Annotated in this window: 28 protein-coding genes and 4 tRNA genes; 18 read left to right on the top strand and 14 right to left on the bottom strand. The window is 66.7% G+C overall.

Going from position 1 to position 24,122, the window contains the following annotated elements; translation table 11 throughout:
• Window positions 1–27 precede the first annotated feature (27 nt).
• The 6 genes from KXD98_RS22250 to lmeA all read right to left on the bottom strand — a co-directional run bounded on the left by KXD98_RS22250 (window position 28) and on the right by lmeA (window position 3,159).
• The gene (locus KXD98_RS22250; RefSeq protein ID WP_260760465.1) at window positions 28–348 is read right to left on the bottom strand and encodes a DUF732 domain-containing protein; all 321 of its coding nucleotides are present in this window, start codon (window positions 346–348) and stop codon (window positions 28–30) included.
• Window positions 349–497: 149 nt separating this feature from the next.
• Window positions 498–800: a DUF1416 domain-containing protein gene (locus KXD98_RS22245; RefSeq protein ID WP_029110402.1), complete on the bottom strand. Its 303-nt coding sequence runs from the start codon at window positions 798–800 to the stop codon at window positions 498–500.
• A 1-nt stretch (window position 801) separates the two neighbouring features.
• A complete protein-coding gene (locus tag KXD98_RS22240; RefSeq protein ID WP_260760464.1) occupies window positions 802–1,635 on the bottom strand; it encodes a sulfurtransferase in 834 nt (277 codons plus the stop codon).
• Between the two features lie 191 nt (window positions 1,636–1,826).
• Complete coding sequence (locus KXD98_RS28600) at window positions 1,827–1,895, bottom strand: Ms5788A family Cys-rich leader peptide (RefSeq protein ID WP_350355364.1); 69 nt, start codon at window positions 1,893–1,895, stop codon at window positions 1,827–1,829.
• A 50-nt stretch (window positions 1,896–1,945) separates the two neighbouring features.
• Entirely contained in the window at window positions 1,946–2,368 is a 423-nt protein-coding gene (locus tag KXD98_RS22230; RefSeq protein ID WP_260760462.1) for a thioredoxin family protein, read from the bottom strand.
• Window positions 2,365–3,159: a mannan chain length control protein LmeA gene (gene lmeA, locus KXD98_RS22225; protein ID WP_260760461.1), complete on the bottom strand. Its 795-nt coding sequence runs from the start codon at window positions 3,157–3,159 to the stop codon at window positions 2,365–2,367. The genes KXD98_RS22230 and lmeA overlap by 4 nt, the downstream gene beginning before the upstream one ends.
• A gap of 189 nt (window positions 3,160–3,348) precedes the next feature.
• On the opposite strand from lmeA, the gene KXD98_RS22220 reads away from it, so the two are divergent.
• The 6 genes from KXD98_RS22220 (at window position 3,349) to pstB (ending at window position 9,086) form a co-directional block, all read left to right on the top strand.
• Window positions 3,349–4,134 carry a response regulator transcription factor gene (locus tag KXD98_RS22220; RefSeq protein ID WP_260760460.1) on the top strand — a complete coding sequence of 262 codons (786 nt, stop codon included), beginning with the start codon at window positions 3,349–3,351 and terminating at the stop codon, window positions 4,132–4,134.
• The gene (gene mshD / locus KXD98_RS22215) at window positions 4,131–5,030 is read left to right on the top strand and encodes a mycothiol synthase (protein WP_260760458.1); all 900 of its coding nucleotides are present in this window, start codon (window positions 4,131–4,133) and stop codon (window positions 5,028–5,030) included. Before KXD98_RS22220 ends, mshD begins: the two co-directional genes overlap by 4 nt.
• Window positions 5,031–5,144: 114 nt before the next feature.
• Window positions 5,145–6,281 carry a phosphate ABC transporter substrate-binding protein PstS gene (gene pstS / locus KXD98_RS22210; RefSeq protein WP_260760456.1) on the top strand — a complete coding sequence of 379 codons (1,137 nt, stop codon included), beginning with the start codon at window positions 5,145–5,147 and terminating at the stop codon, window positions 6,279–6,281.
• A gap of 48 nt (window positions 6,282–6,329) precedes the next feature.
• On the top strand, window positions 6,330–7,379 hold the full coding sequence (pstC, locus tag KXD98_RS22205) for a phosphate ABC transporter permease subunit PstC (protein ID WP_260760455.1): 1,050 nt from the start codon (window positions 6,330–6,332) through the stop codon (window positions 7,377–7,379).
• The gene (pstA, locus tag KXD98_RS22200; protein ID WP_260760453.1) at window positions 7,376–8,290 is read left to right on the top strand and encodes a phosphate ABC transporter permease PstA; all 915 of its coding nucleotides are present in this window, start codon (window positions 7,376–7,378) and stop codon (window positions 8,288–8,290) included. Before pstC ends, pstA begins: the two co-directional genes overlap by 4 nt.
• 19 nt (window positions 8,291–8,309) lie before the next feature.
• A complete protein-coding gene (gene pstB, locus KXD98_RS22195; protein WP_260760452.1) occupies window positions 8,310–9,086 on the top strand; it encodes a phosphate ABC transporter ATP-binding protein PstB in 777 nt (258 codons plus the stop codon).
• A gap of 57 nt (window positions 9,087–9,143) precedes the next feature.
• Here the strand turns inward: pstB and phoU are convergent, their stop codons facing one another.
• The 5 genes from phoU to KXD98_RS22170 all read right to left on the bottom strand — a co-directional run bounded on the left by phoU (window position 9,144) and on the right by KXD98_RS22170 (window position 14,982).
• Window positions 9,144–9,812 carry a phosphate signaling complex protein PhoU gene (gene phoU / locus KXD98_RS22190; protein ID WP_260760451.1) on the bottom strand — a complete coding sequence of 223 codons (669 nt, stop codon included), beginning with the start codon at window positions 9,810–9,812 and terminating at the stop codon, window positions 9,144–9,146.
• An 84-nt stretch (window positions 9,813–9,896) separates the two neighbouring features.
• Window positions 9,897–11,909, bottom strand: a complete 2,013-nt coding sequence (locus KXD98_RS22185) for an LCP family protein (protein ID WP_260760449.1) — start codon at window positions 11,907–11,909, stop codon at window positions 9,897–9,899.
• Between the two features lie 217 nt (window positions 11,910–12,126).
• On the bottom strand, window positions 12,127–13,212 hold the full coding sequence (dusB, locus tag KXD98_RS22180) for a tRNA dihydrouridine synthase DusB (protein ID WP_260760448.1): 1,086 nt from the start codon (window positions 13,210–13,212) through the stop codon (window positions 12,127–12,129).
• A 74-nt stretch (window positions 13,213–13,286) separates the two neighbouring features.
• A complete protein-coding gene (locus tag KXD98_RS22175; protein ID WP_260760447.1) occupies window positions 13,287–14,294 on the bottom strand; it encodes an acyl-ACP desaturase in 1,008 nt (335 codons plus the stop codon).
• A 103-nt stretch (window positions 14,295–14,397) separates the two neighbouring features.
• The gene (locus KXD98_RS22170; RefSeq protein WP_260760446.1) at window positions 14,398–14,982 is read right to left on the bottom strand and encodes a TetR/AcrR family transcriptional regulator; all 585 of its coding nucleotides are present in this window, start codon (window positions 14,980–14,982) and stop codon (window positions 14,398–14,400) included.
• 69 nt (window positions 14,983–15,051) lie between these two features.
• Here KXD98_RS22170 and KXD98_RS22165 point away from each other — a divergent pair, with 69 nt between their 5' ends.
• The 3 genes from KXD98_RS22165 (at window position 15,052) to KXD98_RS22155 (ending at window position 17,841) form a co-directional block, all read left to right on the top strand.
• A complete protein-coding gene (locus tag KXD98_RS22165) occupies window positions 15,052–16,071 on the top strand; it encodes an oxygenase MpaB family protein (protein WP_260760445.1) in 1,020 nt (339 codons plus the stop codon).
• A 56-nt stretch (window positions 16,072–16,127) separates the two neighbouring features.
• Complete coding sequence (locus tag KXD98_RS22160; protein ID WP_260760443.1) at window positions 16,128–17,024, top strand: serine/threonine-protein kinase; 897 nt, start codon at window positions 16,128–16,130, stop codon at window positions 17,022–17,024.
• 133 nt (window positions 17,025–17,157) lie between these two features.
• The gene (locus KXD98_RS22155; RefSeq protein ID WP_260760442.1) at window positions 17,158–17,841 is read left to right on the top strand and encodes a hypothetical protein; all 684 of its coding nucleotides are present in this window, start codon (window positions 17,158–17,160) and stop codon (window positions 17,839–17,841) included.
• Between the two features lies 1 nt (window position 17,842).
• On the opposite strand, the gene KXD98_RS22150 is transcribed toward KXD98_RS22155, so the two are convergent.
• Window positions 17,843–17,915 (bottom strand) — tRNA-Lys (locus tag KXD98_RS22150).
• A 117-nt stretch (window positions 17,916–18,032) separates the two neighbouring features.
• Here KXD98_RS22150 and KXD98_RS22145 point away from each other — a divergent pair.
• From KXD98_RS22145 to KXD98_RS22115, 7 genes are all read left to right on the top strand, one after another.
• Window positions 18,033–18,105: transfer RNA gene (locus tag KXD98_RS22145), tRNA-Glu, on the top strand.
• A 48-nt stretch (window positions 18,106–18,153) separates the two neighbouring features.
• Window positions 18,154–18,230: transfer RNA gene (locus tag KXD98_RS22140), tRNA-Asp, on the top strand.
• Between the two features lie 40 nt (window positions 18,231–18,270).
• Window positions 18,271–18,347 (top strand) — tRNA-Phe (locus tag KXD98_RS22135).
• Complete coding sequence (locus KXD98_RS22130) at window positions 18,347–18,919, top strand: chorismate mutase (protein WP_260760441.1); 573 nt, start codon at window positions 18,347–18,349, stop codon at window positions 18,917–18,919. Before KXD98_RS22135 ends, KXD98_RS22130 begins: the two co-directional genes overlap by 1 nt.
• 21 nt (window positions 18,920–18,940) lie before the next feature.
• The gene (locus KXD98_RS22125; RefSeq protein WP_260760440.1) at window positions 18,941–19,552 is read left to right on the top strand and encodes a TetR/AcrR family transcriptional regulator; all 612 of its coding nucleotides are present in this window, start codon (window positions 18,941–18,943) and stop codon (window positions 19,550–19,552) included.
• On the top strand, window positions 19,552–20,157 hold the full coding sequence (locus tag KXD98_RS22120; protein WP_260760439.1) for a TetR/AcrR family transcriptional regulator: 606 nt from the start codon (window positions 19,552–19,554) through the stop codon (window positions 20,155–20,157). The genes KXD98_RS22125 and KXD98_RS22120 overlap by 1 nt, the downstream gene beginning before the upstream one ends.
• A gap of 54 nt (window positions 20,158–20,211) precedes the next feature.
• A complete protein-coding gene (locus KXD98_RS22115; RefSeq protein WP_260760438.1) occupies window positions 20,212–21,786 on the top strand; it encodes an NAD(P)/FAD-dependent oxidoreductase in 1,575 nt (524 codons plus the stop codon).
• 3 nt (window positions 21,787–21,789) lie between these two features.
• Here KXD98_RS22115 and KXD98_RS22110 read toward each other — a convergent pair whose 3' ends face one another.
• A complete protein-coding gene (locus KXD98_RS22110) occupies window positions 21,790–21,945 on the bottom strand; it encodes a hypothetical protein (RefSeq protein WP_260760437.1) in 156 nt (51 codons plus the stop codon).
• 66 nt (window positions 21,946–22,011) lie between these two features.
• Between KXD98_RS22110 and KXD98_RS22105 the strand changes: the two genes are divergently transcribed.
• Window positions 22,012–22,452 (top strand): SRPBCC family protein, encoded by a 441-nt coding sequence (locus KXD98_RS22105; protein WP_260760436.1) that lies wholly within the window; start codon window positions 22,012–22,014, stop codon window positions 22,450–22,452.
• Window positions 22,453–22,512: 60 nt separating this feature from the next.
• On the top strand, window positions 22,513–22,956 hold the full coding sequence (locus tag KXD98_RS22100; RefSeq protein WP_260760435.1) for an SRPBCC family protein: 444 nt from the start codon (window positions 22,513–22,515) through the stop codon (window positions 22,954–22,956).
• On the opposite strand, the gene KXD98_RS22095 is transcribed toward KXD98_RS22100, so the two are convergent.
• A complete protein-coding gene (locus KXD98_RS22095; RefSeq protein WP_260760434.1) occupies window positions 22,953–24,119 on the bottom strand; it encodes a pyridoxal phosphate-dependent aminotransferase in 1,167 nt (388 codons plus the stop codon). The two genes, KXD98_RS22100 and KXD98_RS22095, sit on opposite strands and share 4 nt — an antisense overlap.
• Window positions 24,120–24,122 lie beyond the last annotated feature (3 nt).

The following is a 24,122-nucleotide window of genomic DNA, read 5'->3' as shown; positions in this document are numbered from 1 at the left end:
AGTCTAACTGCCGCAGTGGGCCGTCGTTCAGCCGACCTTGTACTCGAACTCGGGGCAGAACGCGCCGGTGGCGGCACCGATGAAATAGCCCGCATCGGCGTTCGGCCAGCCCGTCGCGCCGGCCAGTTCGAGGACTTCCTGCTCGAACGTGGCGCCGTTGACCCAGTCCTGGCAGACCGCATACCCGGTTTCGATGACCTGGGCAGTCTTGTCCGACGGCCAGGTGATGCCGTAGTCGGCGATCACGGACAGGAAATCACCCTCCGGGTCCGCGAGCGCCGTGGGGGCACTGAACAGAGCGGATCCGGCGAGCAGCGTGGCTGCAGCGCAGGCAAACGTGATCTTCATGTCGGGTCCTCGAGCTAGCCGCGGCGGTGTGCCGGGTCAGTGACCCCGCGCCGAGCGGCGCGGGCGTCACCATATCGTCGTCGACCAACGCCGAACTCGCAGCACTTTCACAGCAAGATCAGCGCAACACCCGGTGAACCCTGGCAGTGCTAGGCGACCTTGACGTCGACCTCGTGGATGCCGGCACCCGACGGTGCCACGCTGGCATCGCCGTTGCCTGCCGGCGACAGGGCCCGCAGCGTCCAGGTGCCCGGAGCGGCGAAGAACCGGAAGTCACCGGTGGCCGACGCGACAACCTCGGCGGTGAACTCGTCGGAGCTGTCCAGCAGCCGGACGAACGCGCCGCCGACCGCTTGACCTGAGCCGTCCACGACTCGACCGGTGATCACCGTTTCCTTCTCCAGGTCGACGCCGGCGGGCAACGTCAGTCCTTGCTTCGGTGCAGAGCACATATCAACTTCCCAACTCGATCGGGGCCCCCACCAGGGAGCCGTATTCGGTCCAACTGCCGTCGTAGTTCTTGACATTCTTGTGTCCGAGGATCTCCTGCAGCACGAACCAGGTGTGCGACGAACGCTCACCGATCCGGCAGTAGGCAATCGTCTCCTTCTCACCGTCCAGGCCGGCCTCGGCGTACAGCTTGGCCAGGTCCTCGTCGGACTTGAAGGTGCCGTCTTCGTTGGCGGCCTTGCTCCACGGAACGTTGATGGCGCCCGGGATATGCCCCGGGCGCTGGCTCTGCTCCTGCGGCAGGTGCGCGGGAGCGAGGATCTTGCCGGAGAACTCGTCAGGGGAGCGCACGTCGACGAGGTTCTTCTGGCCGATCGCGTCGATCACCTCGTCGCGGAACGCGCGGATGCTGGTGTCGGGAGCCTTGGCGGTGTAGCTGGTGGTCGGGCGCTCGACCTTGTCGGTCGACAGCGGGCGAGCGTCGAGCTCCCACTTCTTGCGGCCGCCGTCGAGCAACTTGACGTCGGCGTGGCCGTACAGCTTGAAGTACCAATAGGCGTAGGCCGCGAACCAGTTGTTGTTACCGCCGTAGAGCACCACGGTGTCGTCGTTGGCGATGCCGCGCTCGCTGAGCAGCTTCGAGAACTGCTCGGCGTCGACGAAGTCGCGCCGCACCTGATCCTGCAGATCGGTCTTCCAGTCGAGCTTGACGGCGCCGGGGATGTGGCCGGTGTCGTAGGCGCTGGTGTCTTCGTCGACCTCGACGAAGACGGTGTTCGGTGCGTCGAGATTGCTCTCGGCCCAGTCGACTGAGACCAGGACGTCGGAGCGTGCCATAAATGGGTCCTTCCGGTTCTGTTGGGGGCGGTTAGGTGCGAGAGACGGGCAGGCCGGACGTAACGGGCGCGGTCCTGCTCCCGGTGGTGGTGATCTCCGGCATAAACGAACTCCTGTTGATGTGCATCGGCGGGCTGGCTGGCCGAAAACGGCCGCTCAAGAGTGCGGCGCACCGCGAATGGCGCAGCTACTCAGCAGCAACAACAACAGCAACAACCCGCAACGCGGCACAGATCGACTGCGCGGCGCTTGGTGAGCACAAGCTCGAGGCGGGCTGACACGGCCCATACCTTACCCAATGACAGGGTGATCAAGCCAACAGTGCCTGCGAAGCCGAGCGCAGGTCAGCGGCGGTGGGCACACCGGAGCTGCGGTAGCGCTGTCGGCCGTCGGCGTCAAAGATGAACGTCGTCGGCAGCGACAGCACCGAAAGCCTGCGCGCCGGCTCGGGATTGGCGTCCATGTCGATCTCGACATGGGCCACGGCGGGCAATTCGGCGCACACCTGCTCCACGACGCGACGTACACCGGCGCACGGCCCGCACCACGGCGCGCTGAAATGCAGGATGGTAGGCCCGGTCCTCGACAGACCCAGGTCGCTGGTGTCCACATCGGGCCATTCGGCGGCGCCCCGGGCCAGACTGGTGCGCAGCGCCAGCAGCCGCCCGACGACGAGGGCCGCACCGAACGCGGCGATCAGCATCGTGATGACGACGATCCAGGTCGAGCTCATGACAGCCGGAACCGGTCGAGTCGCAGCCGCATGTCCTCGGCAATGCCTTCGATGATGATGTCCGAGCCCCGAGCGCCCTGACTGGTCGGCGCGACGCCGAAGGGCAGACGCTGGCCGGGCAACGAGGTGGAGAACGCTTCGAGTACCGCGGGCAACTCCTCCTCGGGGACCTCCTGATCCGCGGTACCCGGCCCGGTCAAGACCCCCGTCGCGGTCAACACCAGGGTGGCGTCGTCCGGGCCGGTCACCGACAGGTCGACGGCAATGCTGACCCGCTCGTCGAACCCGGCTTTGCGCGGGGTGCCGGTGAACACCACGCCCTGGCTGCCGGAGATGCCGGACTCGGTGGTGCCGCCGGTGGAGTCGTTGGTCTCCACGGTGGGCGCCTCCACCAGCAGGTCGGTGATGTCCATGAACCGGCCCAGATGGGTGGAGTCGATGATGATGCGACTTTCCACCTTCTCGACGGACAGCTCGGTGTCGGGCCGCACCAGCCACGACCCGGGCAACGCCACCGAATGCAGGGTTGTCTCCAGTGACGCTCGGCCGACGACGGCGTGATCAACACCACTGGCCTTGATCTCCACCTCGTCGTAGTGATGGCGCGCAGCCTGCGCGAGGAACGGGAAGCCCAGGATCGCCACCGACGGATCCCAATTCAGGTCCGCGGCCGCACGCACGCTTCTGGCCAGGCGATATTCGGCGTAGATCGCGGCCCCGAAGTCGGTGCCGACAACGCCCAGCGCCAAGGCCAGCACGGTGGACAGGATCCCGACGACGAGCTTGCGCACCCCGACATTGTCGCCTACGCGGTGCCGCTTACCGTTCGGCGCGGCCTATCGGGGGGTTGCACGCTATCGTTAGGACACCAACGGTCAGTAACGGCCGTATGTCAGGCATGAATCTGGGATGTCACCGCGCGACAAGGATGTGCCGGCGGGATCCCGGTGAATGATCTCCACAGCTGTTGGAGGGCGGAGTTGGATCTACTGCTACTGACGGTCGACCCGCACCCTGAGTCCGTCCTGCCGTCGTTGGCGCTGCTGGCCCATACGGTGCGCACCGCGCCGACGGAAGTGTCGTCGCTGCTGGAAGCCGGTGCGGCCGACGTGGCCATCGTCGACGCGCGTACCGACCTGGCCGCTGCGCGCGGGTTGTGTCGACTGCTCGGTACCACCGGCACCTCGGTTCCCGTGGTCGCCGTCGTCAACGAGGGTGGGCTGGTAGCGGTCAACGTGGAGTGGGGTCTGGACGAGATCCTGCTGCCGAGCACCGGTCCAGCTGAGATCGACGCCCGGCTCCGGCTGCTGGTCGGGCGCCGTGGCGGTATGGCCAACCAGGAGAACGTCGGCAAGATCAGTCTCGGCGAGCTGGTGATCGACGAAGGCACCTACACCGCCCGGCTGCGGGGACGACCGCTGGACCTGACCTACAAAGAGTTCGAACTGCTGAAGTACCTCGCGCAGCACGCCGGGCGGGTGTTCACCCGCGCCCAGCTTCTGCAGGAGGTCTGGGGATACGACTTCTTCGGTGGCACCCGCACCGTCGACGTGCACGTGCGGCGGTTGCGCGCCAAGCTCGGCCCCGAGTACGAATCGTTGATCGGTACCGTCCGCAACGTCGGATACAAGGCGGTGCGTCCCGCCCGCGGACGTGCGGGGTCCTCCGGTGCGTCGGTGCCCGACGGGCTCGACGACGACCCCTATGACGACGAGGTCGACGAACTGAGCAACGAAACGGTCTCCGAAACGCTGGGGAGTCCGTGACGGTCGACTGGCATCAGGACCTCTCCGACGCCACCCGTGCACAGATCCGCGACGTCATCACCGCGGCGACGGCCGCCGACGGGGTCGCCCCGGTGGGGGAGCAGGTGCTGCGTGAGTTGAACCACGGTCGCACGCGGCACCTGATCGCGGCCGGGGAGGGCACCGTGCACGGTTACCTCAACCTGGCGCCGGCTTCCGACGGCGCGCCGCCGATGGCTGAGCTTGTCGTGCATCCGCAATCACGTCGCAGGGGGACCGGCGCCGCGATGATCCGCGCGGCACTGGATGCCGGTGGTCCGACGACCCGGGTGTGGGCGCATGGTGACCTCGAACCGGCCCGTGCGACAGCGGCCGCCCTCGACCTCGTCGTCGTACGAGAGTTGCTCCAGATGCGTCGCGCGCTCGCCGACCTGCCTGCGACCACGACCGCTGCCGGCGTGACAGTGCGCACCTACGCCGGCGCGCCCGACGATGCCGAGCTGTTGCGGGTGAACAATGCTGCGTTCGCCTGGCACCCCGAGCAAGGCGGCTGGACCGACGAGGACCTCGCCGAACGCAGATCCGAGTCGTGGTTCGAGCCTGCCGGACTGTTCCTGGCGGTTGACGACGCGTCGGGGGATCTCCTTGGATTCCATTGGACAAAAAGACATTCCGATGACCTGGGCGAGGTGTATGTCGTCGGCGTCGACCCCGCCGCTCAGGGCCGGGGCCTCGGTGCTGCTCTGACCCTGATCGGCCTGCACCACTTGGCCGAGCGGCTGAGCTCCGACGGTGCCGAGGTGATGCTTTATGTGGAAGCCGACAACGCCGCGGCGGTGAAGACGTATCGACGGCTCGGTTTCGACATCGCCAACGCCGACGTGGCCTACGCCTCCCGGGACGCCGCGAGCAGGTGAGAACGCCGAACCGTTCACCTCGCGTTCACCCGCCGTCTCCGAACGATCCACCGCAACCGCATACGTTGCCCGAGAGATTGCACCCGTCTGGGCACGTCTATGAAAGTGGGATCAGTGAAGCTCAACAGCATCGGCAAGACGTTCGGTACGACGGTGTCGGCTGCGGCGATCGCCGCGTTGACCCTCGCCGGATGCGGGAGCGACAACAACGCTCCGTCGGCGACCAACGGCGCCACCGGAGACGGCGCGGCCAGCGCAGAGGAGTGCGCCGGCAAGAGCTCGGTGACAGCTGAGGGCTCGACCGCCCAGCAGAACGCGATCGCGGTGTTCAACCAGGTGTGGAGCCAGAAGTGCCAGGGCAAGAACCTGTCCTACAACCCGACCGGTTCGGGCGCCGGACGTGAGCAGTTCGTTGCCGGCAACGTCGACTTCGCCGGATCCGACTCGCCGATCAAGGACGAGCAGGCCCAGCAGGCCGCTCAGCGCTGCGACGGCAACCCGGCGTGGAACTTGCCGCTGGTTTTCGGCCCCGTCGCGATGGCCTACAACGTCGAGGGCGTCGAGGATCTGGTGCTCAGCGCCGACACCATCGCCCGCATCTTCCAGGGCCAGATCACCACCTGGAACGATCCGGCCATCGCCGCGCTGAACGAGGGCAAGGAACTGCCCGACACCCCGGTCACGCCGATCTTCCGCTCGGATTCGTCGGGCACCACGGACAACTTCCAACTCTATCTGCAGGCAGCCGCGCCCGAGGCGTGGACCCGCGGTGCCGGTAGCGAGTTCCAGGGTGGCGCCGGCGAAGGCGCCCAGAAGTCGGCCGGTGTCGCGCAGGCGGTGCAGGCCACCCCCGGTTCCATCGGATACGTGGAGAAGGGCTTCGCCGATCAGGCTGGATTGCCCTACGCCCAGATCGACAACGGCAGCGGTGCGGTGGAGCTGACCGATGAATCCGCCGGCAAGGCCATCGACGCCGCCCAGTTCGCCGGGGAAGGTGAGGACCTGACCCTCGATCTGAACTCGCTCTACGGCACCACTGAAGAAGGCGCCTATCCGCTGGTGCTGGCCACCTACGAGATCGTCTGCTCCGACGGCTATGACGCCGACACGGCCGCGGCGGTGCGGTCGTTCTTGACCGCGGCGGCCAATGACGGTCAGGGCGGACTTTCCGACGCCGGCTACGTGCCGCTGCCGGACCGGTTCAAGGAGCGGCTGCTGAGCTCCATCGAGGCCATCGGCCCGTCTGCCTGATTTTGTGGCGAGACGACGCGGACCCGGTGAGGATGGGATGCGAATCCGATGACCGACAGGCTGGACGTGACAGTTCCTAATCCCACGGACCGTGGATCCGGCGAGGCGATGGCCGCGCCCTTCCCCGAACCGGAACCCATCTCCACCGACCCCGGACGGGGGACCAAGGTCCGCGCCGGTGACCGAATCTTCCGCTGGCTGTCGGAAGGTTCGGGAATCCTGATCGTCGCGCTCATCGCGGCGATCGGATTTTTCCTCGTGTGGCGCGCAATTCCGGCGCTCGCGCGCAACGAGGAGAACTTCTTCCTCTACGGCGGAACCTGGATCACCACCGACACCTCGGCGATGTCGTTCGGCATCCTCGACCTGCTGCAGGTGACGGTGTTCGTGTCGGTCTTCGCGCTTCTGCTGGCGATGCCGATCGCGTTGGGCATCGCGATCTACCTCACCCAGTACGCGCCGCGGCGAGTATCTGGTCCGCTCGCCTATATGGTCGATCTGTTGGCCGCGGTGCCGTCGATCATCTACGGCGTCTGGGGTCTGTACGTGCTGGCCCCGGTGCTGCGTCCGTTCGCGTTGTGGCTCAACGAGAATCTGAGCTGGTTCTTCCTGTTCTCCACCGGCAGCGCGTCGGTGGCCGGCGGCGGCACCATTTTCACCGCCGGCATCGTGCTGGCGGTGATGATCCTGCCGATCATCACCGCGGTCACTCGTGAGGTGTTCGTCCAGACGCCGCGCGGCCAGATCGAGGCCGCGTTGGCGCTGGGCGCCACCCGGTGGGAAGTGGTGCGCACCACCGTGTTGCCGTTCGGCATGTCCGGCTACATCAGTGGGGCGATGCTCGGCTTGGGCCGCGCCCTCGGCGAAACCATTGCGCTGCTCATCATCCTGCGCGGCACGCAGGCCGCGTTCAGCTGGTCGCTGTTCGACGGCGGATACACCTTCGCCAGCCTGATCGCCTCGGCGGCATCGGAATTCAACGACCAGTACAAAGCGGGCGCCTACATCGCCGCCGGTCTGGTGCTGTTCATCCTCACCTTCGTTGTGAACTCGCTGGCGCGCGCCGCGGTCTCCGGAAAGGACAGGTCCGCATCATGACCGCAACGCTGGACCAGCCGGTCAAGCCGCCGACGTTCCAGGGCGTCAGCGCCCGCCGCAAGTTCACCAACAACCTCGCCACCGTCCTGGTCAGTCTGTCGGTGCTGATCGCCATCGTCCCGTTGGTGTGGGTGCTGCTGACCGTGCTCGTCAGGGGTTTCGGGGCAGTCACGTCGAGCACGTGGTGGTTCAACTCCCAAGCCGGGATGACGGCCTTCGCCGCCGGCGGTGGTGCCTACCATGCGATCGTCGGCACGTTGCTCCAGGCTCTGGTCTGCGCGTTGATTTCCATCCCGATCGGTGTGTTCGTCGGCATCTTTCTGGTCGAATACGGCGGTGGTACCCGGTTGGGCAAGGTCACCACGTTCATGGTGGACATCCTGACCGGTGTGCCGTCGATCGTGGCGGCGCTGTTCATCTACGCGCTGTGGGTGGCCACCCTGGGTTTCCAGCGGTCGGGTCTGGCGGTCTCGTTGGCTCTGGTGTTGTTGATGATCCCGGTCATCGTCCGGTCGACCGAGGAGATGCTGCGCATCGTACCGATGGATCTCCGCGAGGCCAGCTACGCGCTCGGGGTGCCCAAGTGGAAGACCATCTCGGCGATCGTCATCCCCACCGCGCTGTCGGGCATCGTCACCGGCATCCTGCTGGCGCTGGCCCGCGTGATGGGTGAGACCGCACCGCTGCTGATCCTCGTGGGTTACTCGCAGGCGATGAACTTCGACATGGCCAGCGGTTTCATGGGCTCGCTGCCCGGCATGATGTTCGACCAGACCTCGGCCGGCGCCGGCGCCAATCCGGTTCCCACCGACCGACTCTGGGGTGCTGCGTTGACCCTCATCATCCTCATCGCGCTGCTCAACATCGGCGCGCGTTTCATCGCCAAATTCTTTGCCCCTAAAAAGGTCTGAGTAGGTTTAGGAGAAAACCATGGCCAAGCGTCTCGACCTCAAAGACGTCAACATCTACTACGGCGCGTTCCACGCGGTCGCCGACGTCTCGCTGGCGGTGCCGCCGCGCAGCGTCACGGCGTTCATCGGCCCGTCGGGTTGCGGCAAGTCCACCGTGCTGCGCACGCTCAACCGTATGCACGAGGTCATCCCGGGTGCCTACGTGACCGGATCGGTTCTGCTCGACGGCGACGACATCTACGGTCCCGGCGTCGATCCGGTGGGCGTACGCAAGACCATCGGTATGGTGTTCCAGCGGCCGAACCCATTTCCCACCATGTCGATTCGCGACAACGTGGTCGCCGGCCTGAAACTGCAGGGCGTGCGCAACAAGAAGACCCTCGATGAGGTGGCCGAGCGATCGCTGAAGGGCGCCAACCTGTGGACCGAGGTCAAGGACCGGCTCGACAAACCGGGCGGCGGCCTGTCGGGCGGACAGCAGCAGCGGCTGTGCATTGCGCGTGCCATTGCCGTGCAGCCCGACGTGCTGCTGATGGACGAGCCGTGCTCGGCGCTGGACCCGATTTCGACCCTGGCGATCGAGGACCTGATCTCCGAGCTCAAGCAGGACTTCACCATCGTGATCGTCACCCACAACATGCAGCAGGCCGCTCGGGTCAGCGATCAGACCGCTTTCTTCAACTTGGAGGCCACCGGCAGGCCCGGCAAGCTGGTCGAGATCGACGACACCGAGAAGATCTTCTCCAACCCCACCCAGAAGGCCACCGAGGACTACATCTCCGGCCGCTTCGGCTGAGGTTCTCCCCGCGAGCAGACGCAAAAGCCCCCTGAAATAGGGGGCTTTTGCGTCTGCTCAGCGTGCCGCGGGCAGCTGCTCCTCGTCCGGATTCTTGCCGGTGACCTGGAAAATCACTCGACGGGCGACCTCGACGGCGTGGTCGGCGAACCGCTCGTAGAACCGGCCCAACAGCGTGATGTCCACCGCGGCGGCCACACCGTGCTTCCATTCCCGATCCATCAGCACCGAGAACAGGTGGCGGTGCAGGTCGTCCATCGCGTCGTCTTCTTCGCCGATTCGCGCGGCCTTCTCGGGGTCACGGGTGATCAGCACCTCCTGGGCGCTGTGTCCCAATTCCACTGCCAGCCGGCCCATTTCGGCGAAGTAACCGTTGACCTCCTCGGGCAGGGCGTGCTGAGGGTGACGGCGGCGGGCGATCTTGGCCACGTGCAGCGCCAGTGCGCCCATCCGGTCGACATCGGCGACGATCTGGATGGAGCTGACAATCGCCCGCAGATCTCCGGCCACCGGCGCCTGCAGCGCCAGCAGCACGAAGGCGTTCTCCTCGGCGCGGGAGCTCATCGCGGCGATCTGATCATGGTCGGTGATGACCTGTTCGGCCAGCGCCAGATCAGCCTGTAGCAGCGCCTGGGTGGCACGCTCCATGGCGACACCCGCCAGCCCGCACATCTCGCCCAACAGGCTGGTCAGGGCGTCTAACTGCTCGTGGTACGCGGTACGCATGTGTCAAGCCTACGACCCTTGCCAACCCCAAGTCACGAGCGCACGGTGAACGACCGGTGAATCCCACCTGGACAAATGGCGTTTTCAGTCGCAGCTGGTGTCCGCGGCGTTGGTGACCGTGAGGTCTTCGGGCAGCGTCGCAGCCCCGGCGCTGCGCGATCCGCGGATTACCGGCACCTCTACCGAGGACCCGCTGGGCACCGGCGCCGCCACCGAGGAGAAGTCGCTGCCGAGCACGACCTGGACGACGTCGGCCATGCCACCGATCCGTTCGACCGTCGCATTGGGGAACGAGGCGGCCAGCGTCGCGGCGGCCTCCTCGTTGCCTGGTGAGAAGAAAACGGTCGTCTGCTCCAGCGGTCCGGGGTAGTCGTCAGGGGTCGTCACGTCGAACCCGTAGGCCTCCAGCGCGCCGGCGGCTGTCGCGGCCAGTCCGCTCTGCGCTGTGGAATTGGAGACCTGCACCGTCACCGCAGACGGGCTGGTGGTCACCGTTTTGATGATCTCCGGGGTCGACGTCGACGGGTCGGCGGCCCCGGCACCGTTGGCCAGTGCCTCCGGGGTACCCGGGACGGGGGTGTTGTCGGGGTTGCGCTCCTCGGGCAGCGGGTCGTCGTTGATGATCGCGTCGAACAGCGCCCGCATGTCGTCGGTGCGCGGGATCTCGTTACCCCATTCGTCGGCGTAGCCGACCGTCGGGACGGTGACGAAGGTGATGCGTCCCGCGGTCACGCCCTGCACCGATTGGCCCAGGTCGACCAGGTCCTTCGTGGTGAGGTTGTCGACGTAGCTGTCGTTGATGAACATGTTGACGACATTGTTGAGCTTCGACAGCGAGAAGAACGTCTCCTTGCTGATCAACGAGCGCAGCAGCGAGGCCAGGAACAGCTGCTGACGTTTGATCCGTCCGTAGTCGCCGTTGACCTCGGTGGTGACCGAGCGGGCCCGCACATAGTTCAGCGCGGTGTGACCGTCGACCACCTGCCGGCCGGCCCGCGGAAGCACGGTGCCCAGCTCGTAGTCCTCGATCGGCACGGTGCTGCACACCTCGACACCGCCCAGCGCGTCGACCATCGAGGAGAAGCCGGCGAAGTCGACGGCCATGAACCGGTTGACGTGCAGACCGGACAGCTTCTGGATGACCTTGACCAGACACTTGGGGCCGCCGACGGCGAACGCCGAGTTCAGCTTGTACTCGGTGTAGACCTCGTCTTTGCCGTACATGGGCGAGTCCGGGTCGGTGATCGGGCCGTACTCGCGGGTCTCGGGGTCCCACGGCTCGCAGAGCATCGGGCTGATCTCGAGGTCGCGCGGAAACGACACCGCCACCACACGTTCGCGGTTGGCCGGGATGTTGACCAGCATCACGGTGTCCGACCGGGCACCGGCGACATCGTCGGTGGTGCCGGCGCCCATCTCCAGGTTCTCGCCGATGCGGCTGTCGACGCCGACGATCAGGAAGTTCTCATCACCGAACTGCGCATTGGGATCGACGATGTCGCGCGAATCGGGGTCGAGCGCGGAGACCTTGTTGAGCAGGTTGTTCTTCGCCGACTGCCACTGCCAGGCCCCTCCGGTCAGGACCAGGGCGAGCACGGCGACCAACGCGGCGACGGTCCGTCCGGCCAGCAGGGTCCCGCGGTGCTTTCCGCCCGGGCGAGCAGCAGTGGGTCGCGGCGCAACGTCGGGTTCCCGCAGCGGACCGGCGAGCTGGGGGAGCTCGGACTCCACGTTGAGCACCGGGAGGACGGCGGTGTCGAGGTCGTCGGCCGGATACGGTTCGGCGTCGAGCTCGAAGTCGGGCTGGTGCTCGGGAGGCGGCGCAGGCTCGGGGTCGGCGCGGTGACGCCGCGGAGGAGTCGGAGGCGGGCCACCGTGGATCTTGGCGATCAGGTCGGCGACGGTGACTGGTGTCGGGTTCGCGCCCGGGTCATCGGCCGGGTCGGGGGATCGAGGTGAGATTCGGCGCTCCCACGGCGCGGCTCCTGGCATCGGCCGAGCGCTTCGGGTAAGCCGGTCACTATCGCCCCTGGGCTCGTCACCGGGCATGGAGCGGCCAGGATCGGCAGCGGCGTCCTGCTTGTCGCCGTCGCTCATCTTCCTACCGGCCCTCCAGCTCGTGGGGCTCCGCTGACGACGTCTGCGTCCTGGCGCGACGGCACCGAAATTTCCGATGCCCGTCTGCTGTCGTTCAGCGCTGATCAGGCTCCGCCGTTGGAGCCGAACAATGTGGCCCCTTATCGTACTGAGACATCCTGAGAGACAGCTAGCCGAGTTAAGTGTCAGAAATCTCTCGAAACGGTCTCAGCGCAGGCTAGCCCCCGGAATGCATCACGTCAGCGCCGGCCGGGACCGTGCAGTCGTCGGGGTCGTCCAGCCACCCTTCGGGCAGCGTCACCGAGGCCGCCGAACCCTGACGTCCGCGCGGACCGTGGGCCGCAGCCGGAAAAGGCACGTCCGGATCGAGTTGCTCGAGCAGGTCATCCAGCTCGGAAATCGTCTTGACCAGTGCCATCGACCGGCGCAGGTCGGCTCCGGCCGGAAAACCGTGCAGGTACCAGGCCACATGCTTGCGGATGTCCCGCATTCCCTTGTCCTCTCCGAAGTGGGCGGCCAGCAGCTCACCGTGCCTTCGGATGATCGCCGCGACCTCGCCCAAGGTCGGCGGGGTCGCCGGCACCGCCCCGGAAAAGGCGGCCGACAGCTCGGCGAACAGCCAGGGCCGCCCCAGGCAGCCACGGCCGATCACGACGCCGTCACACCCGGTCGCGGCCATCATGGCCAGCGCGTCTCGGGCGTCGAAGATATCACCGTTTCCGAGTACCGGAATACCACCGACGTGCGCCTTGAGGGCTGCGATCTGGTCCCAGTCGGCCACCCCGGAGTAGCGCTGCGCGGCGGTGCGGGCGTGCAGAGCCACCGCGGCGGCACCCTCCTGCTCGGCGATGCGACCGGCGTCGAGGTAGGTGTGGTGCTCATCGTCGATACCGATGCGGAACTTGACGGTGACCGGGATGCGGGTGCCTTCGGTGGCACGTACCGCGGCGGCCACGATCTGACCGAACAGCCGACGTTTGTAGGGCAGCGCCGCTCCACCGCCGCGCCGGGTGACTTTCGGGACCGGGCAGCCGAAATTCATATCGATGTGGTCGGCGAGATCCTCGTCGACGATCATCTTCGCCGCGGCGTAGGTGTTGGCCGGGTCCACGCTGTAGAGCTGCAGCGAGCGCGGGGTCTCGTCGGGCGCGAACGTCGTCATGTGCATGGTGACTGGGTGTCGCTCCACCAGAGCGCGAGCGGTCACCATCTCGCACACATACAGCCCGCTGACGGTGCCCGCTCGGCTGAGCTCAAGCTCCCGGCACAGCGTGCGGAATGCGACATTGGTCACCCCAGCCATGGGAGCCAGCACGACGGGGCTGCGAAGGTCGAACGGCCCGATCCGCAGGGACCGGGCCGAACGAGGGGTATCTGTTACGAGGCTGATGATCCCACCAGCTGGGCCTTGGCCGCCTTCTTCTCGGCCATCTGACGGAGACGTTGCTCGCGGCGCTGTTTGGCGACCTCGAACTTGTCGACGGCTTCCTGCAGCTCCTCGATGAGGAGACCGAGGTCGTCGCGCATGCGTGCGCTCTCGCCGTTGAAGTCCTCGCGTTCGAAGATGCGCCACTTCTTCAGCACCGGCAAGACGATGTCGTCGAGGTGGATCTTCGGGTCGTACACACCGCCCGAGGCGATCGTCACCGCACGACGACGGAAATCCGGGATGGTGTAACCGGGCATCTTGAAGTTGCGCAGCACCTTGTGCAGGGACTTCATCGCCTGATTCGGCGCGATCTCGAAACCGGCTTCGGACACGTCCCGGTAGAAGATCATGTGCAGGTTCTCGTCGGCCGACACGCGCTGCAGCAGTTGGTCGGCGATCGGGTCCTCACACGCCTTGCCGGTGTTGCGGTGTGAGACGCGGGTCGCAAGCTCCTGGAACGTCACATAGATCACCGAGTCGAAGAGGCTCTCGGCGAACAGTTCGATGCCGCCCTGCTGGTTCTGGCCGGGGGAGAAGCCACGCGTCATCTGCTCGATGCGCAGCATCTCGAGTTCGACGGGGTCGACGTTGCGGGTGACGACGAGGTAGTCGCGCAGCGCGATGCCGTGGCGGTTCTCCTCGGCGGTCCAGCGGTTGACCCAGAAGCCCCACGGGCCGTCCATGCTGAAGTTCATCGCGATCTCGCGGTGATAGGACGGCAGGTTGTCCTCGGTGAGCAGGTTTGTCAGCATCGCGACGCGGGCGACCTCGGAGAGCTTCGACTGCTCGATGTCCCAGTCCTGGCCGCCGAGGGCGTAGTAGTTCTTACCGTCGGACCACGGGATGTAGTCGTGCGGGTTCCAGTCCTTCTTCATCTGCATGTGGCGGTTGACCAGCGGCTCGACGACGGGCTCGAGCTCGGTCAACAGCTGCAGGTCGGTCAGGTCTTTCGACACGACACCTCCCAGTTATGTGTACCTGTTGGTTGCACTCAATATATCTGTGTATTTCGGTGACATTCAAGCCACCGCGCCGCAGGTCACACGCGACGTGACGGTGTTATCCAGTTGTTGCTCTGCTGAGCAGTAGCTCAACACAGTGGTCGATGAACTGCTCGCGAGTGGCCGTCAGGCGCCCGTCGAGATAGGCGGTGAACAGTGCGGTGAGTGCCCCGATCAAGCCGGTGGCAATCATGGCCTGAACGGTCGGATCGGTGATTCGTGTCAGTTTGTGCTGCAACAGTTCGATGAAGCTGGGCATCCAGCGGGCACCCGAGCGGGCCAGCACCGGTTCGGCTTCCGGGGCCAGCAGCAGTACCCGGCCGCGGGCCGGGTCGTCGACCATCAGCGAGACGAACCGCTCGACCGCGTCGCGGGGGCTTTGCGACTGCATCAGCGTCGCCATCGCGGCGCTGCACACTTCGTCGTAGACGGCGGCAACGTAATCGTCTCTGTCGGTGAAGCTCTCGTAGAAGTAGCGTTCGGTCAGCCCGGCGGCGCGGCACACCGCCCGGACAGTCAGGCCGGGCCCGTCCGGACTGCCCAGCGCGGCGATGCCGGCGGCGATCAGCTCGTCACGGCGCAGCGCCTGGCGGTCCGACAACGGAACGCCGGACCATCTGCCTCGTCGTTGACCTGAGCGCACAGCCCTCCTAAGCTCGAACTGACAACGTGTGTAGTCAGATTCTGTGACGCGTCGACAGGAAGAGCGCCAGTGACTCAAGATACGTCCGCGACGTGCCCGGCCAACAGCGACGCGGGCACCGGCGAGGCCGCGATGGCCGCCGGCTGCCCGGTGAGCGCGGGCGGATATGACGACCTGCCGGCGCCGCTCGGGCCGGACTCGCTGACATGGAAGTACTTCGGCCAGTGGACGGGGCTGTTCCAGGGTCCGTGGGCCGGTTCGATGCAGAACATGCACCCGCAGTTGGGGGCCGCGGTCGAACAGCACTCGATCTTCTTCCTGGAGCGGATGCCGCGCCTGCTGCGGTCGATCTACCCGATCGGAGGCGTGGTTTTCGACGGCGATCGCGCCCCGCAGACCGGTGCCGAAGTGCGGGACTACCACATCGGGATCAAGGGCGTCGACGATCAGGGGCGCCGCTACAGCGCGCTGAACCCCGACGTCTTCTACTGGGCGCACGCGACCTTCTTCAAGTCCACGCTGCTGGCGGCCGAGCGTTTCCACGGCGGGCTGACCGACGAGCAACGCCGACAGTTGTTCGATGAACACCTGACCTGGTACCGCATGTACGGCATGAGCATGCGTCCGGTGCCGCAGAGTTGGGAGGAATTCGAGCAGTACTGGGACCACATGTGTCACAACGTTCTCGAAAACACATGGGCGGCAAGGGAAGTGCTGGACCTGACGACCATGCCCAAACACCCGTCGCTGCAGTGGGTGCCCGACTGGGCCTGGCGGCTGAATCTGATGGTCATGCAACGGTTCCTGGTGTTCATGACCGTCGGGCTCTACGACCAGCCGGTGCGCGAGCTGATGGGCTTCACCTGGTCGCGACGCCAGGAATGGGTCCACCGACGTATCGGCAATGTCCTGCATCTGGCGACGACCGTGCTGCCCAAGCGCTGGTTGATGCACCCGCGGAAACGCTCGGCGACCGATCGCGCAGTTGGGCGAATTCCGGCCGACGCGCCGCTGGTGCAGACCCCGGCGCGCAACCTGCCACCGGTCGAATACCGCGGACAGCCGCAGTTCTACTGCCCCAACGTCTGATCTGGCTACCGGCGCGTCAGGTTTGCGTTCGCGGCGTATTGGCTAGCTTCAAGAGCATGCAGGCGCCAGAGCTTCTGGGCGGCCGCTATGAACTTCGCGGTGTTCTCGGCCGCGGCGGCATGGCGGAGGTGCGTGATGCCTGGGACATCCGGCTGGGTCGGCCTGTCGCGGTCAAGATGTTGCACCCGGCGGTCAGCGCTCAACCGGACACCCGTCGTCGCTTCATGACCGAGGCCCGGGCCGCGGCGCTGCTCAACCATCCGCACGTGGTGGCCGTCCACGACCACGGCGTCGACCACGGCCGCGACTACATCGTGCTGGAGCGGCTGCCCGGTCAGAGCCTGGCCGACGTGCTGGCCAAGCACGGGCCGCTGCCCTGCGGGCACGTCCGCGCCATCGTCACCGACGTGTTGTCCGCGCTGGGCGCCGCGCACGGCCGCGGCGTGCTGCACCGTGACGTCAAGCCGGCCAACCTGTTGTTCACCCCGTCCGGCGGGGTCAAGATCACCGATTTCGGCGTCGCGAAGAGTGCCGAGTCACCGCAGACCCTGACCAACCGGGTGTTCGGCACCATGGCCTACCTGCCCGCCGACCGCATCGCGGGGCGGCCGGCTACGCCCAGTGATGACCTGTACGCGCTCGGAGTCGTGGCCTACGAGGCGCTGACCGGCCGCCGAGCCTATCCCCAGGACAACCTGGCCGCGTTGGCCGACGCGATTTATACCGGGCGGGTGACGCCGCTGAGGGCGCTGCGGCCCGATATCGACGCTGCACTGGCCGCGACGATCGAGCAGGCCATGTCGCCCGATCCGCGGTGGCGATTCAGCACCGCGGCGGCGATGCAGGCAAGTCTGAACGCGCCGGTCGCGCAGTCCCGTGGAACCAGCGGAGTACTGGCTGCCTTCGCCGTTCTGGCGGTCCTGGTGTTCGCCGTGGTGCTGGTCGTGGCATAGCGACTGACCTGCGGCGATGCCGCACGTCAAGATTCGCTGAAGGGAGCATCCCGGTCCGGTAACGATCAGCGTGCCGTCTTCAAGTTCGGCACTTGATGCTGTACATTGCCGATCTTTTCCGTATCTTGCTTGTGTGGGTCGGCACTCGAAGTCCCAGACACGGCGCAGTCCGTCGGTGTACCTCGGCGCTGTGCTCGCCCCAGCAGCGGTGCTGCTGATCGCCCACGGCGACGAGGGCACGCGTGTTGCTGCAGTCGAGCCCGCACCCGTCGCGCAACAGCCGGCCGAGTCGGTCGAGGCGCCGGAGCAGCCCTGCTGCGTCGAGATCGTCGCCGCGCCCGGCGCGCCGACGGACCACCTCACCGCCGAAGCGCCGAGCGACGAAGCCTCGGCAGTCGAACTGGTGTCGGCGTCGCGCTGGCGGGTGGTCAGCCCGACCCTGCCGGCCGGGGTGGCCCCGGAGCGCGGCCTGCAGGTCCGCACCATCCTGACCGCGCGCAGCGTCAGCGCGATGTTCCCGGAGATCAGCCATATCGGCGGCGTCCGTCAGGATGCGTTGCGCTGGCATCCTGACGGCCTCGCGCTGGACGTGATGATCCCGAACCCGAGCTCGGCGCACGGCATCGCGCTGGGTAACGCGATCGTGGCCTACGTGCTGCAGAACGCGCAGCGCTTCGGGATCCAGGATGCCATCTGGCGGGGTGTGTACTACACGCCCAACGGTGCCAGAGCCGGCGGCTACGGCCATTACGACCACGTCCACATCACCACCACCGGCGGCGGCTACCCGACCGGCAACGAGCGCTACTTCCGCTGAGTGCCCCCACTAGGACTCGAACCTAGGACCTGCGGATTAAAAGTCCGTAGCTCTACCAACTGAGCTATAGGGGCTTGGCATCAGAAAGGATAGCGGTGGGCTGCTCGTTTGAGGATTTGGGTGTCGGTACCCTAAGCTATCGAAGCTCCCAACGACATGAGCGTTGCGAGTACCCCGGAGAGATTCGGCTGGCCCCCTTCGTCTAGCGGCCTAGGACGCCGCCCTTTCAAGGCGGTAGCGCGGGTTCGAATCCCGTAGGGGGTACGCGTGGCGACCACGAAAGTGGGAGTTGCACGAAAGTAGTAAAAGTAAGGCCCTGTGGCGCAGTTGGTTAGCGCGCCGCCCTGTCACGGCGGAGGTCGCGGGTTCGAGTCCCGTCAGGGTCGCCATCACGGCGAGGCACTTGTTGCACAGTGATCGGTGCCGTCCGGCCAGGTAGCTCAGTTGGTACGAGCGTCCGCCTGAAAAGCGGAAGGTCGCCGGTTCGATCCCGGCCCTGGCCACCATGTTCACTCGTCGATCGCGTCTGGCCGCCGGAGCGGCGGCCACGGCCGCGGCACTGGCCATGTTGGTCGCGCCGGCGGCCGCCGCACAGCCGCCCAGCACGCTCGAAGATCTCATCGACGCCACCGCCCGTCGGCTCGAGGTGGCCGAACCGGTGGCGCTGGCCAAGTTCCACAGCGGCCAGCCGGTCAAGGACCCGCAGCGCGAGCAGCAGGTGATCGACGCGGTCAGCGCCGAGGCGAGCCTGCTCGGTGCCGATCCGGCCGTCGTCACGGCGGTTTTCCGGGACCAGATCGACGCATCGGTCGGTATCCAGTACGCCCGGCTCTCGCAGTGGACGTTGGACCCCGCGTCCGCGCCCGCGGCAGCCGAGGATCTGGCGGCTGCCCGGGCCGTCCTGGACGAGGTGAACCGGCAGATGGTCAGCGAGATCGCCGAACAACGTGCCGTGCTGCAGTCGCCGGTGTGTCCTGCCGAGTTGGATCAGGCCAAGGCCGTCGTCGCCGACGCCCGCGGGTTCGACCCGCTGTACCGGCAGGCGCTCGACGTCGCCACCCGCAGCTATTGCCGTTGACCGTGGGATCATGTCGTGGACATGACACGCGCTGATGCCACCGACACCGCCGATGACCGCACCGGCTTCCGCCAGCGGTTGCTCGACGCGCTGGAGGCGTCCATCGCCGAGGACGGCTACGCCAAGACCACCGTCGCCGACATCGTGCGGCGGGCCCGCACCTCGCGCCGGACCTTCTATGAGCAGTTCGAGAGCCGCGAGGCCTGTTTCATCGCGTTGCTCGCGGACGCCAACGCCGACCAGGTCCGCCAGATCTCCGAAGCGGTCGACGCCAGCGCGCCCTGGCAGAAGCAGGTCCGGCAGGCGGTCGAGGCGTGGATCGCCGCCGGTGAGGCGCGCTCGGCGCTGATGCTCAGCTGGATCCGGGATGTGCCTGCACTCGGTGCGGTGGCACGCGACCTCCAGCGTGACGCGATGCAGGCCTTCATCGCGATGGTCGACGCCATCACCGATACTGACGAATTCCGTTCTGCCGGAGTCAGTCCCATCTCGCGGCAGCGCATCATCATGTTGCTCGGCGGGTTGCGCGAGCTGACCGCTTGCACCGTCGAGGAAGGCGGGCGACTCGGCGACGTCACCGACGAGGCGGTCGAGGCCTCGATCGCGTTGCTCGGTCAGCACAGGTCGAGTTGATGGTCCGACCCGCCCACACCGCGCGCAGTGAGCGCACCCGGGAGGCGCTGCGACAGGCGGCGGTGGTGCGGTTCCTGGCCCAGGGTGTGGAGGAGACCTCAGCCGAGCAGATCGCCGCCGACGCGGGTGTCTCCCTGCGCACCTTCTACCGTCATTTCGCGTCCAAGCACGACCTGCTGTTCGCCGACTACGACGCCGGACTGCAGTGGTTTCGGTCTGCGCTGGCCGACCGCTCGGCCCAGGAATCGATCATCGAATCGGTGCAGTCGGCCATCATGGCCTCGCCGTACGACGACTGGGCGGTCACCAAGATCGCCGCGCTGCGCGCGCAGGAACTCGATCCCGATCGCATCGTGCGCCACATCCGCCAGGTGGAGGCCGATTTCGCGGCGGCCATCGAGGAGCGCCTTGCCGACAGCCACCACGACCCGCCGGTTCCCGGGACGACGGAGCGGATGCGGCTGACCGTGACGGCGCGGTGCATCGCCGCTGCGGTCTTCGGCGCGATGGAGAGCTGGATGCTCGGTCAGGATCAGTCATTGGCCGAACTGAGCCGGTTGTGCCGCGAGGCGCTGGATCTGTTGCGCAACGGCATCGCCGATTGACTCCCTAGTTTTGTCAATATTGACAAAACTAGGGAGGGCTGCCAGCCTCGGTGCATGGCGGAGTCCGAGACGAGCTTCGACGCGATCGTGGTGGGCGCCGGTCACAACGGATTGACCGCGGCGCTGCTGCTGCAACGGGCCGGAATGCGGGTGGTGTGCCTGGAGGCCAAGCGCTACGCCGGTGGCATGGCCTCTACCGTGGAGCTGTTCGACGGTTTCCGCTTCGAGATCGCCGGATCGGTGCAGGTGCCCACCGCTGCCGCGGTCAGCGACGCGCTCGGGCTCGCCGACCTGCCGACGGTGGATCTGGACGTCATGTCGGTGCAGTTGCGCGGGGTCGGGGATGACCCCGTCGTGTACTACACCGACCCGGTCAAACTGCTGACCCACCTCAACGAGGTGCACGGAGCCGAGGCAGTCGCCGGGATGGCCGGACTCATGGCCTGGTGTCAGGCCCCCACCCGCGCGCTCGGACGGTTCGACGCGGCCCGGCCGCCCAAGAGCCTCGACGAGATGTATGCCTGCGCCACAGACGCTTCCGAGCGTCAGGCGATCACCGACATGCTGTTCGGCTCGGTCAGCGACGTCCTGGACCGCTACCTGCCCGACCGGGAGAAGCATGGTGCGCTGCGCGGCATGCTGGCGTTTCTCGCCGTCAACACCACCTTCCGCGGGCCGCAGACCCCCGGCAGCGCCACGGCGCTGGCGTTTGGGCTCGCAGTGCCCGACGAGAACGCCACCCTGATCAAGAAGTTCCGCGGTGGCATGGGCGCGGTCACCGAGCACCTGTTGCGGATGTTCGCCGAGGCCGGGGGTGAGTTGCGGCTGCGCAGCACGGTGGCCGAGATCACCGTCGAGCACGGACGGGTCAGCGGAGTACGCCTCGACGATGGCACCAGCGTCAGCGCGCCGGTGGTCATCTCGGCGGTCGCACCGGACCTCACCGTCAACCGGCTCGTCGACCCGGCCGCCATTCCGCCCGAGATCCGGCAACGCTTCGCCCACATCGACCACCGCGGCAGCTATCTGCAGATGCACTTCGCGCTGGACGGACCCCCATCGTTCGCCGAGCCCTACCAGATCCTCAACGATCCCCAATATCAGTCGGCCATCGGCCTTTTCAGCACACCAGAGGAATTGCAGCAGCAGTGGGAGCAATCCCAGCAGGGCATCGTGCCGGCCGATCCGGCCATCGCTCTGCAGATACCCTCGGCCAACGACTCCGGCCTGGCACCACCGGGCAAGCATGCCGCCTCGGCGTTTGCGCTGTGGTTCCCGCTGACCGAGAACCGGGCCGGCTACGGCGACATGAAGACCGAGATGGGGCGAAGGGTCATCGAGAAGATCAACCGACTGGCGCCCAACTTCGAAGGCCTGATCCTGCGCCACACCACCTTCACCCCCAGGCACATGGGCACGATGTTTGGTGCTCCGGGCGGCGACTATTGTCACGGGCTGATCCATCCCGAGCAGATGGGGCCCAATCGGCCGGGGCCGAAAGGCTATCTCGATCAACCGATTCCGGTCGACGGACTGCTGCTGGCCAGCGCAGGCTGCCACGGCGGGCCCGGTATCACCTTCATCCCCGGCTACAACGCGGCCACCGCGGTGCTGGCCGGGCAGACCTAGCGCTCAGCTGGTGGGGGCGGGCCCACCGGGAGTGGCGCCACCCTCGTCGGACCAGTCGGCGCCCTCCTGGGCACCCTTGGACGGATCGCTGACCACGTCATCGTCCGCATCGGGCGGGGACACGTCGGTCTCGGCGGTCCGCGGCTTGTCTTTGCTCACCCACCGGTGTTACCCCGCGTGCACGCTTTCAACCCCATCGACACCGCTCTGGTCTAGGGTTCGGCCATGGCAACCCGAGACTCCCGCGAGGTCGTGATCGACGCGACGCCCGAGCAGATCCTCGACGTCATCGCCGATGTCGAGAACACGCCGTCGTGGTCCCCGCAGTATCAGCACGCCGAGGTGCTCGAACGGTTCGAGGACGGACGGCCCAAGAAGGTCAAGATGAAGGTCAAGGCGGCGGGACTGACCGACGAGCAGGTGCTCGAATACACCTGGGGCCAGGACAGGGTGACGTGGACGCTGGTGTCGGCAGGCCAGCTCAAGGCGCAGGACGCCGGTTACACCCTCACGCCCGACGGCGCCAAGACCCGGGTGAGGTTCGACATGGAGATCGACCCGTCGGTGCCGCTGCCCGGTTTCGTGCTCAAGCGCGCCCTCAAGGGCGGCATGGAGACGGCCACCGACGGTCTGCGCACACAGGTGCACAAGATCGTCAACGGGTGATCATTCGGTTAGCTGGGCAAACCTCTGCGCGAGGCCGAACCCGCGACTACCATTTGCCGTATGGCGGTCCGCGCATCCAGTGAGACGGTGATCGAGGCCCCGCCGGAGGCCATCTTGGAGGCGCTGGCCGACGTCGAGGCGATGGCTTTCTGGTCTTCGCTGCACAAGGACGCCGAGGTGCTCGACCGGCACCCCGACGGCCGGCCCCATCACGTCAAGACGACGGTCAAGATCATGGGTGTCACCGACAAAGAGATCCACGAATACCACTGGGGCGACGACTGGATGGTGTGGGACGCGGAGAGCACCTTCCAGCAGCGCGGGCAGCACGGCGAATACAACCTGACGCCCGTCGGCGTAGACCGCACCCGGGTTCGCTTCGACCTGATCCTCGACCTCGCCGCACCGGTACCGGCATTTCTGGTCAAGCGGGCTCGCCGCATGGTCCTCGACGTGGCGCTGGAAGATCTGCGTCGGCGCGTCCTGAACCGCACGGCGCACTAACGCAGCGCCTGCAACCGCCGGATGCCCTCGTCGAGGGTTTCCTGACGTTTGCAGAATCCGAAGCGCACCAGGTGTTTCCACTGTCCGGCATGGGCGGCCCCGGGGTCGCAGAACGCGGTCATCGGGATGGCGGCCACACCTACGCGTTCGGGAAGCTGCGCGCAGAACTGTGCGCTGTCCTCGAAGCCCAGGGGGCGCGGGTCGGCGCACAGGAAGTACGTCCCGAAGCTGTCGTGGACACCGAAGCCGATGTCACGCAGGGCGGCGCCGAGCATGTCGCGCCGAGCCTGCAGACGGTCGCGCAGCACGCTCACCCAGGAGTCCTCGGTCTGCAGCGCCGATGCCACCGCAGGCTGAAACGCCGAGCCGCTGACATAGCTCAGGTACTGCTTGGCCGCCCGCACTCCGGCGATGAGATGCTGTGGCCCGCAGGCCCATCCGATCTTCCAACCGGTGACGTTGAACATCTTGGCCGCACTGGAGATGGTGATGGTGCGCTGTGCCATCCCCGGATAGTTGGCCAGCGGCAGGTGGGCGCGGCCGTCGAAGACCAGATGCTCGTAGACCTCGTCGGTGATCACCAGCAGATCCGCCGAGACCGCCAGTTCGGCGATGGCGCGCAGTTCGTCGTCGCCGGCCACCGAACCGGTCGGGTTGTGCGGCGAATTGAGGATCAGTGCTTTGGTGTTCGGTGTGACGGCCCGTCGCAGCGCGTCGACGTCGATCGCGAATCCCCGGCCCGCGGGGGTCAGCGGAACGGTGCGGCGGTGGCACCCGGCCATCGCGATGACAGGGGAGTAGGAGTCGTAGAAGGGTTCGACGAGCAGGATCTCCGAACCCGGTTCCACGAGGCCGAAGACCGACGCCGCGATGGCCTCGGTGGCACCGACGGTCACCAGGATCTCGCTGTCCGGGTCGTACTCGGTGCCGTAGCGACGCTTGCGTTGCCCGGCGATCGCCTCTCGCAGCGCCGGTATGCCCGGCCCCGGCGGGTACTGGTTGACCCCGTCGGCGATCGCCTGCTGGGCGGCCTCGAGCATGGCGGGCGGACCGTCCTCGTCGGGAAAGCCCTGGCCCAGGTTGACTGCGCCGAGCTCGGCAGCCAGGGCGGACATCTCGGCGAAGATGGTCACTGTGTAGGGCCGCAACCGTTGAACCGTCACGAC

The sequence above is a fragment of the Mycobacterium sp. SMC-4 genome (assembly GCF_025263265.1).
Classification (GTDB): domain Bacteria; phylum Actinomycetota; class Actinomycetes; order Mycobacteriales; family Mycobacteriaceae; genus Mycobacterium.
This window is presented reverse-complemented; position numbering and strand designations above follow the sequence as displayed.

Coding starts and splice junctions, on each gene's coding strand:
- KXD98_RS22125 (WP_260760440.1), top strand. CDS start 18,941: ATGACACGCGCTGATGCCACCGACACCGCCGATGACCGCACCGGCTTC.
- KXD98_RS22130 (WP_260760441.1), top strand. CDS start 18,347: ATGTTCACTCGTCGATCGCGTCTGGCCGCCGGAGCGGCGGCCACGGCC.
- pstC (WP_260760455.1), top strand. CDS start 6,330: ATGACCGACAGGCTGGACGTGACAGTTCCTAATCCCACGGACCGTGGA.
- KXD98_RS22240 (WP_260760464.1), bottom strand. CDS start 1,635: ATGGCACGCTCCGACGTCCTGGTCTCAGTCGACTGGGCCGAGAGCAAT.
- dusB (WP_260760448.1), bottom strand. CDS start 13,212: ATGGCTGGGGTGACCAATGTCGCATTCCGCACGCTGTGCCGGGAGCTT.
- KXD98_RS22105 (WP_260760436.1), top strand. CDS start 22,012: ATGGCAACCCGAGACTCCCGCGAGGTCGTGATCGACGCGACGCCCGAG.
- KXD98_RS22160 (WP_260760443.1), top strand. CDS start 16,128: ATGCAGGCGCCAGAGCTTCTGGGCGGCCGCTATGAACTTCGCGGTGTT.
- pstB (WP_260760452.1), top strand. CDS start 8,310: ATGGCCAAGCGTCTCGACCTCAAAGACGTCAACATCTACTACGGCGCG.
- KXD98_RS22185 (WP_260760449.1), bottom strand. CDS start 11,909: ATGAGCGACGGCGACAAGCAGGACGCCGCTGCCGATCCTGGCCGCTCC.
- KXD98_RS22115 (WP_260760438.1), top strand. CDS start 20,212: ATGGCGGAGTCCGAGACGAGCTTCGACGCGATCGTGGTGGGCGCCGGT.
- KXD98_RS22245 (WP_029110402.1), bottom strand. CDS start 800: ATGTGCTCTGCACCGAAGCAAGGACTGACGTTGCCCGCCGGCGTCGAC.
- pstA (WP_260760453.1), top strand. CDS start 7,376: ATGACCGCAACGCTGGACCAGCCGGTCAAGCCGCCGACGTTCCAGGGC.
- phoU (WP_260760451.1), bottom strand. CDS start 9,812: ATGCGTACCGCGTACCACGAGCAGTTAGACGCCCTGACCAGCCTGTTG.
- KXD98_RS22250 (WP_260760465.1), bottom strand. CDS start 348: ATGAAGATCACGTTTGCCTGCGCTGCAGCCACGCTGCTCGCCGGATCC.
- KXD98_RS22230 (WP_260760462.1), bottom strand. CDS start 2,368: ATGAGCTCGACCTGGATCGTCGTCATCACGATGCTGATCGCCGCGTTC.
- KXD98_RS22120 (WP_260760439.1), top strand. CDS start 19,552: ATGGTCCGACCCGCCCACACCGCGCGCAGTGAGCGCACCCGGGAGGCG.
- KXD98_RS22100 (WP_260760435.1), top strand. CDS start 22,513: ATGGCGGTCCGCGCATCCAGTGAGACGGTGATCGAGGCCCCGCCGGAG.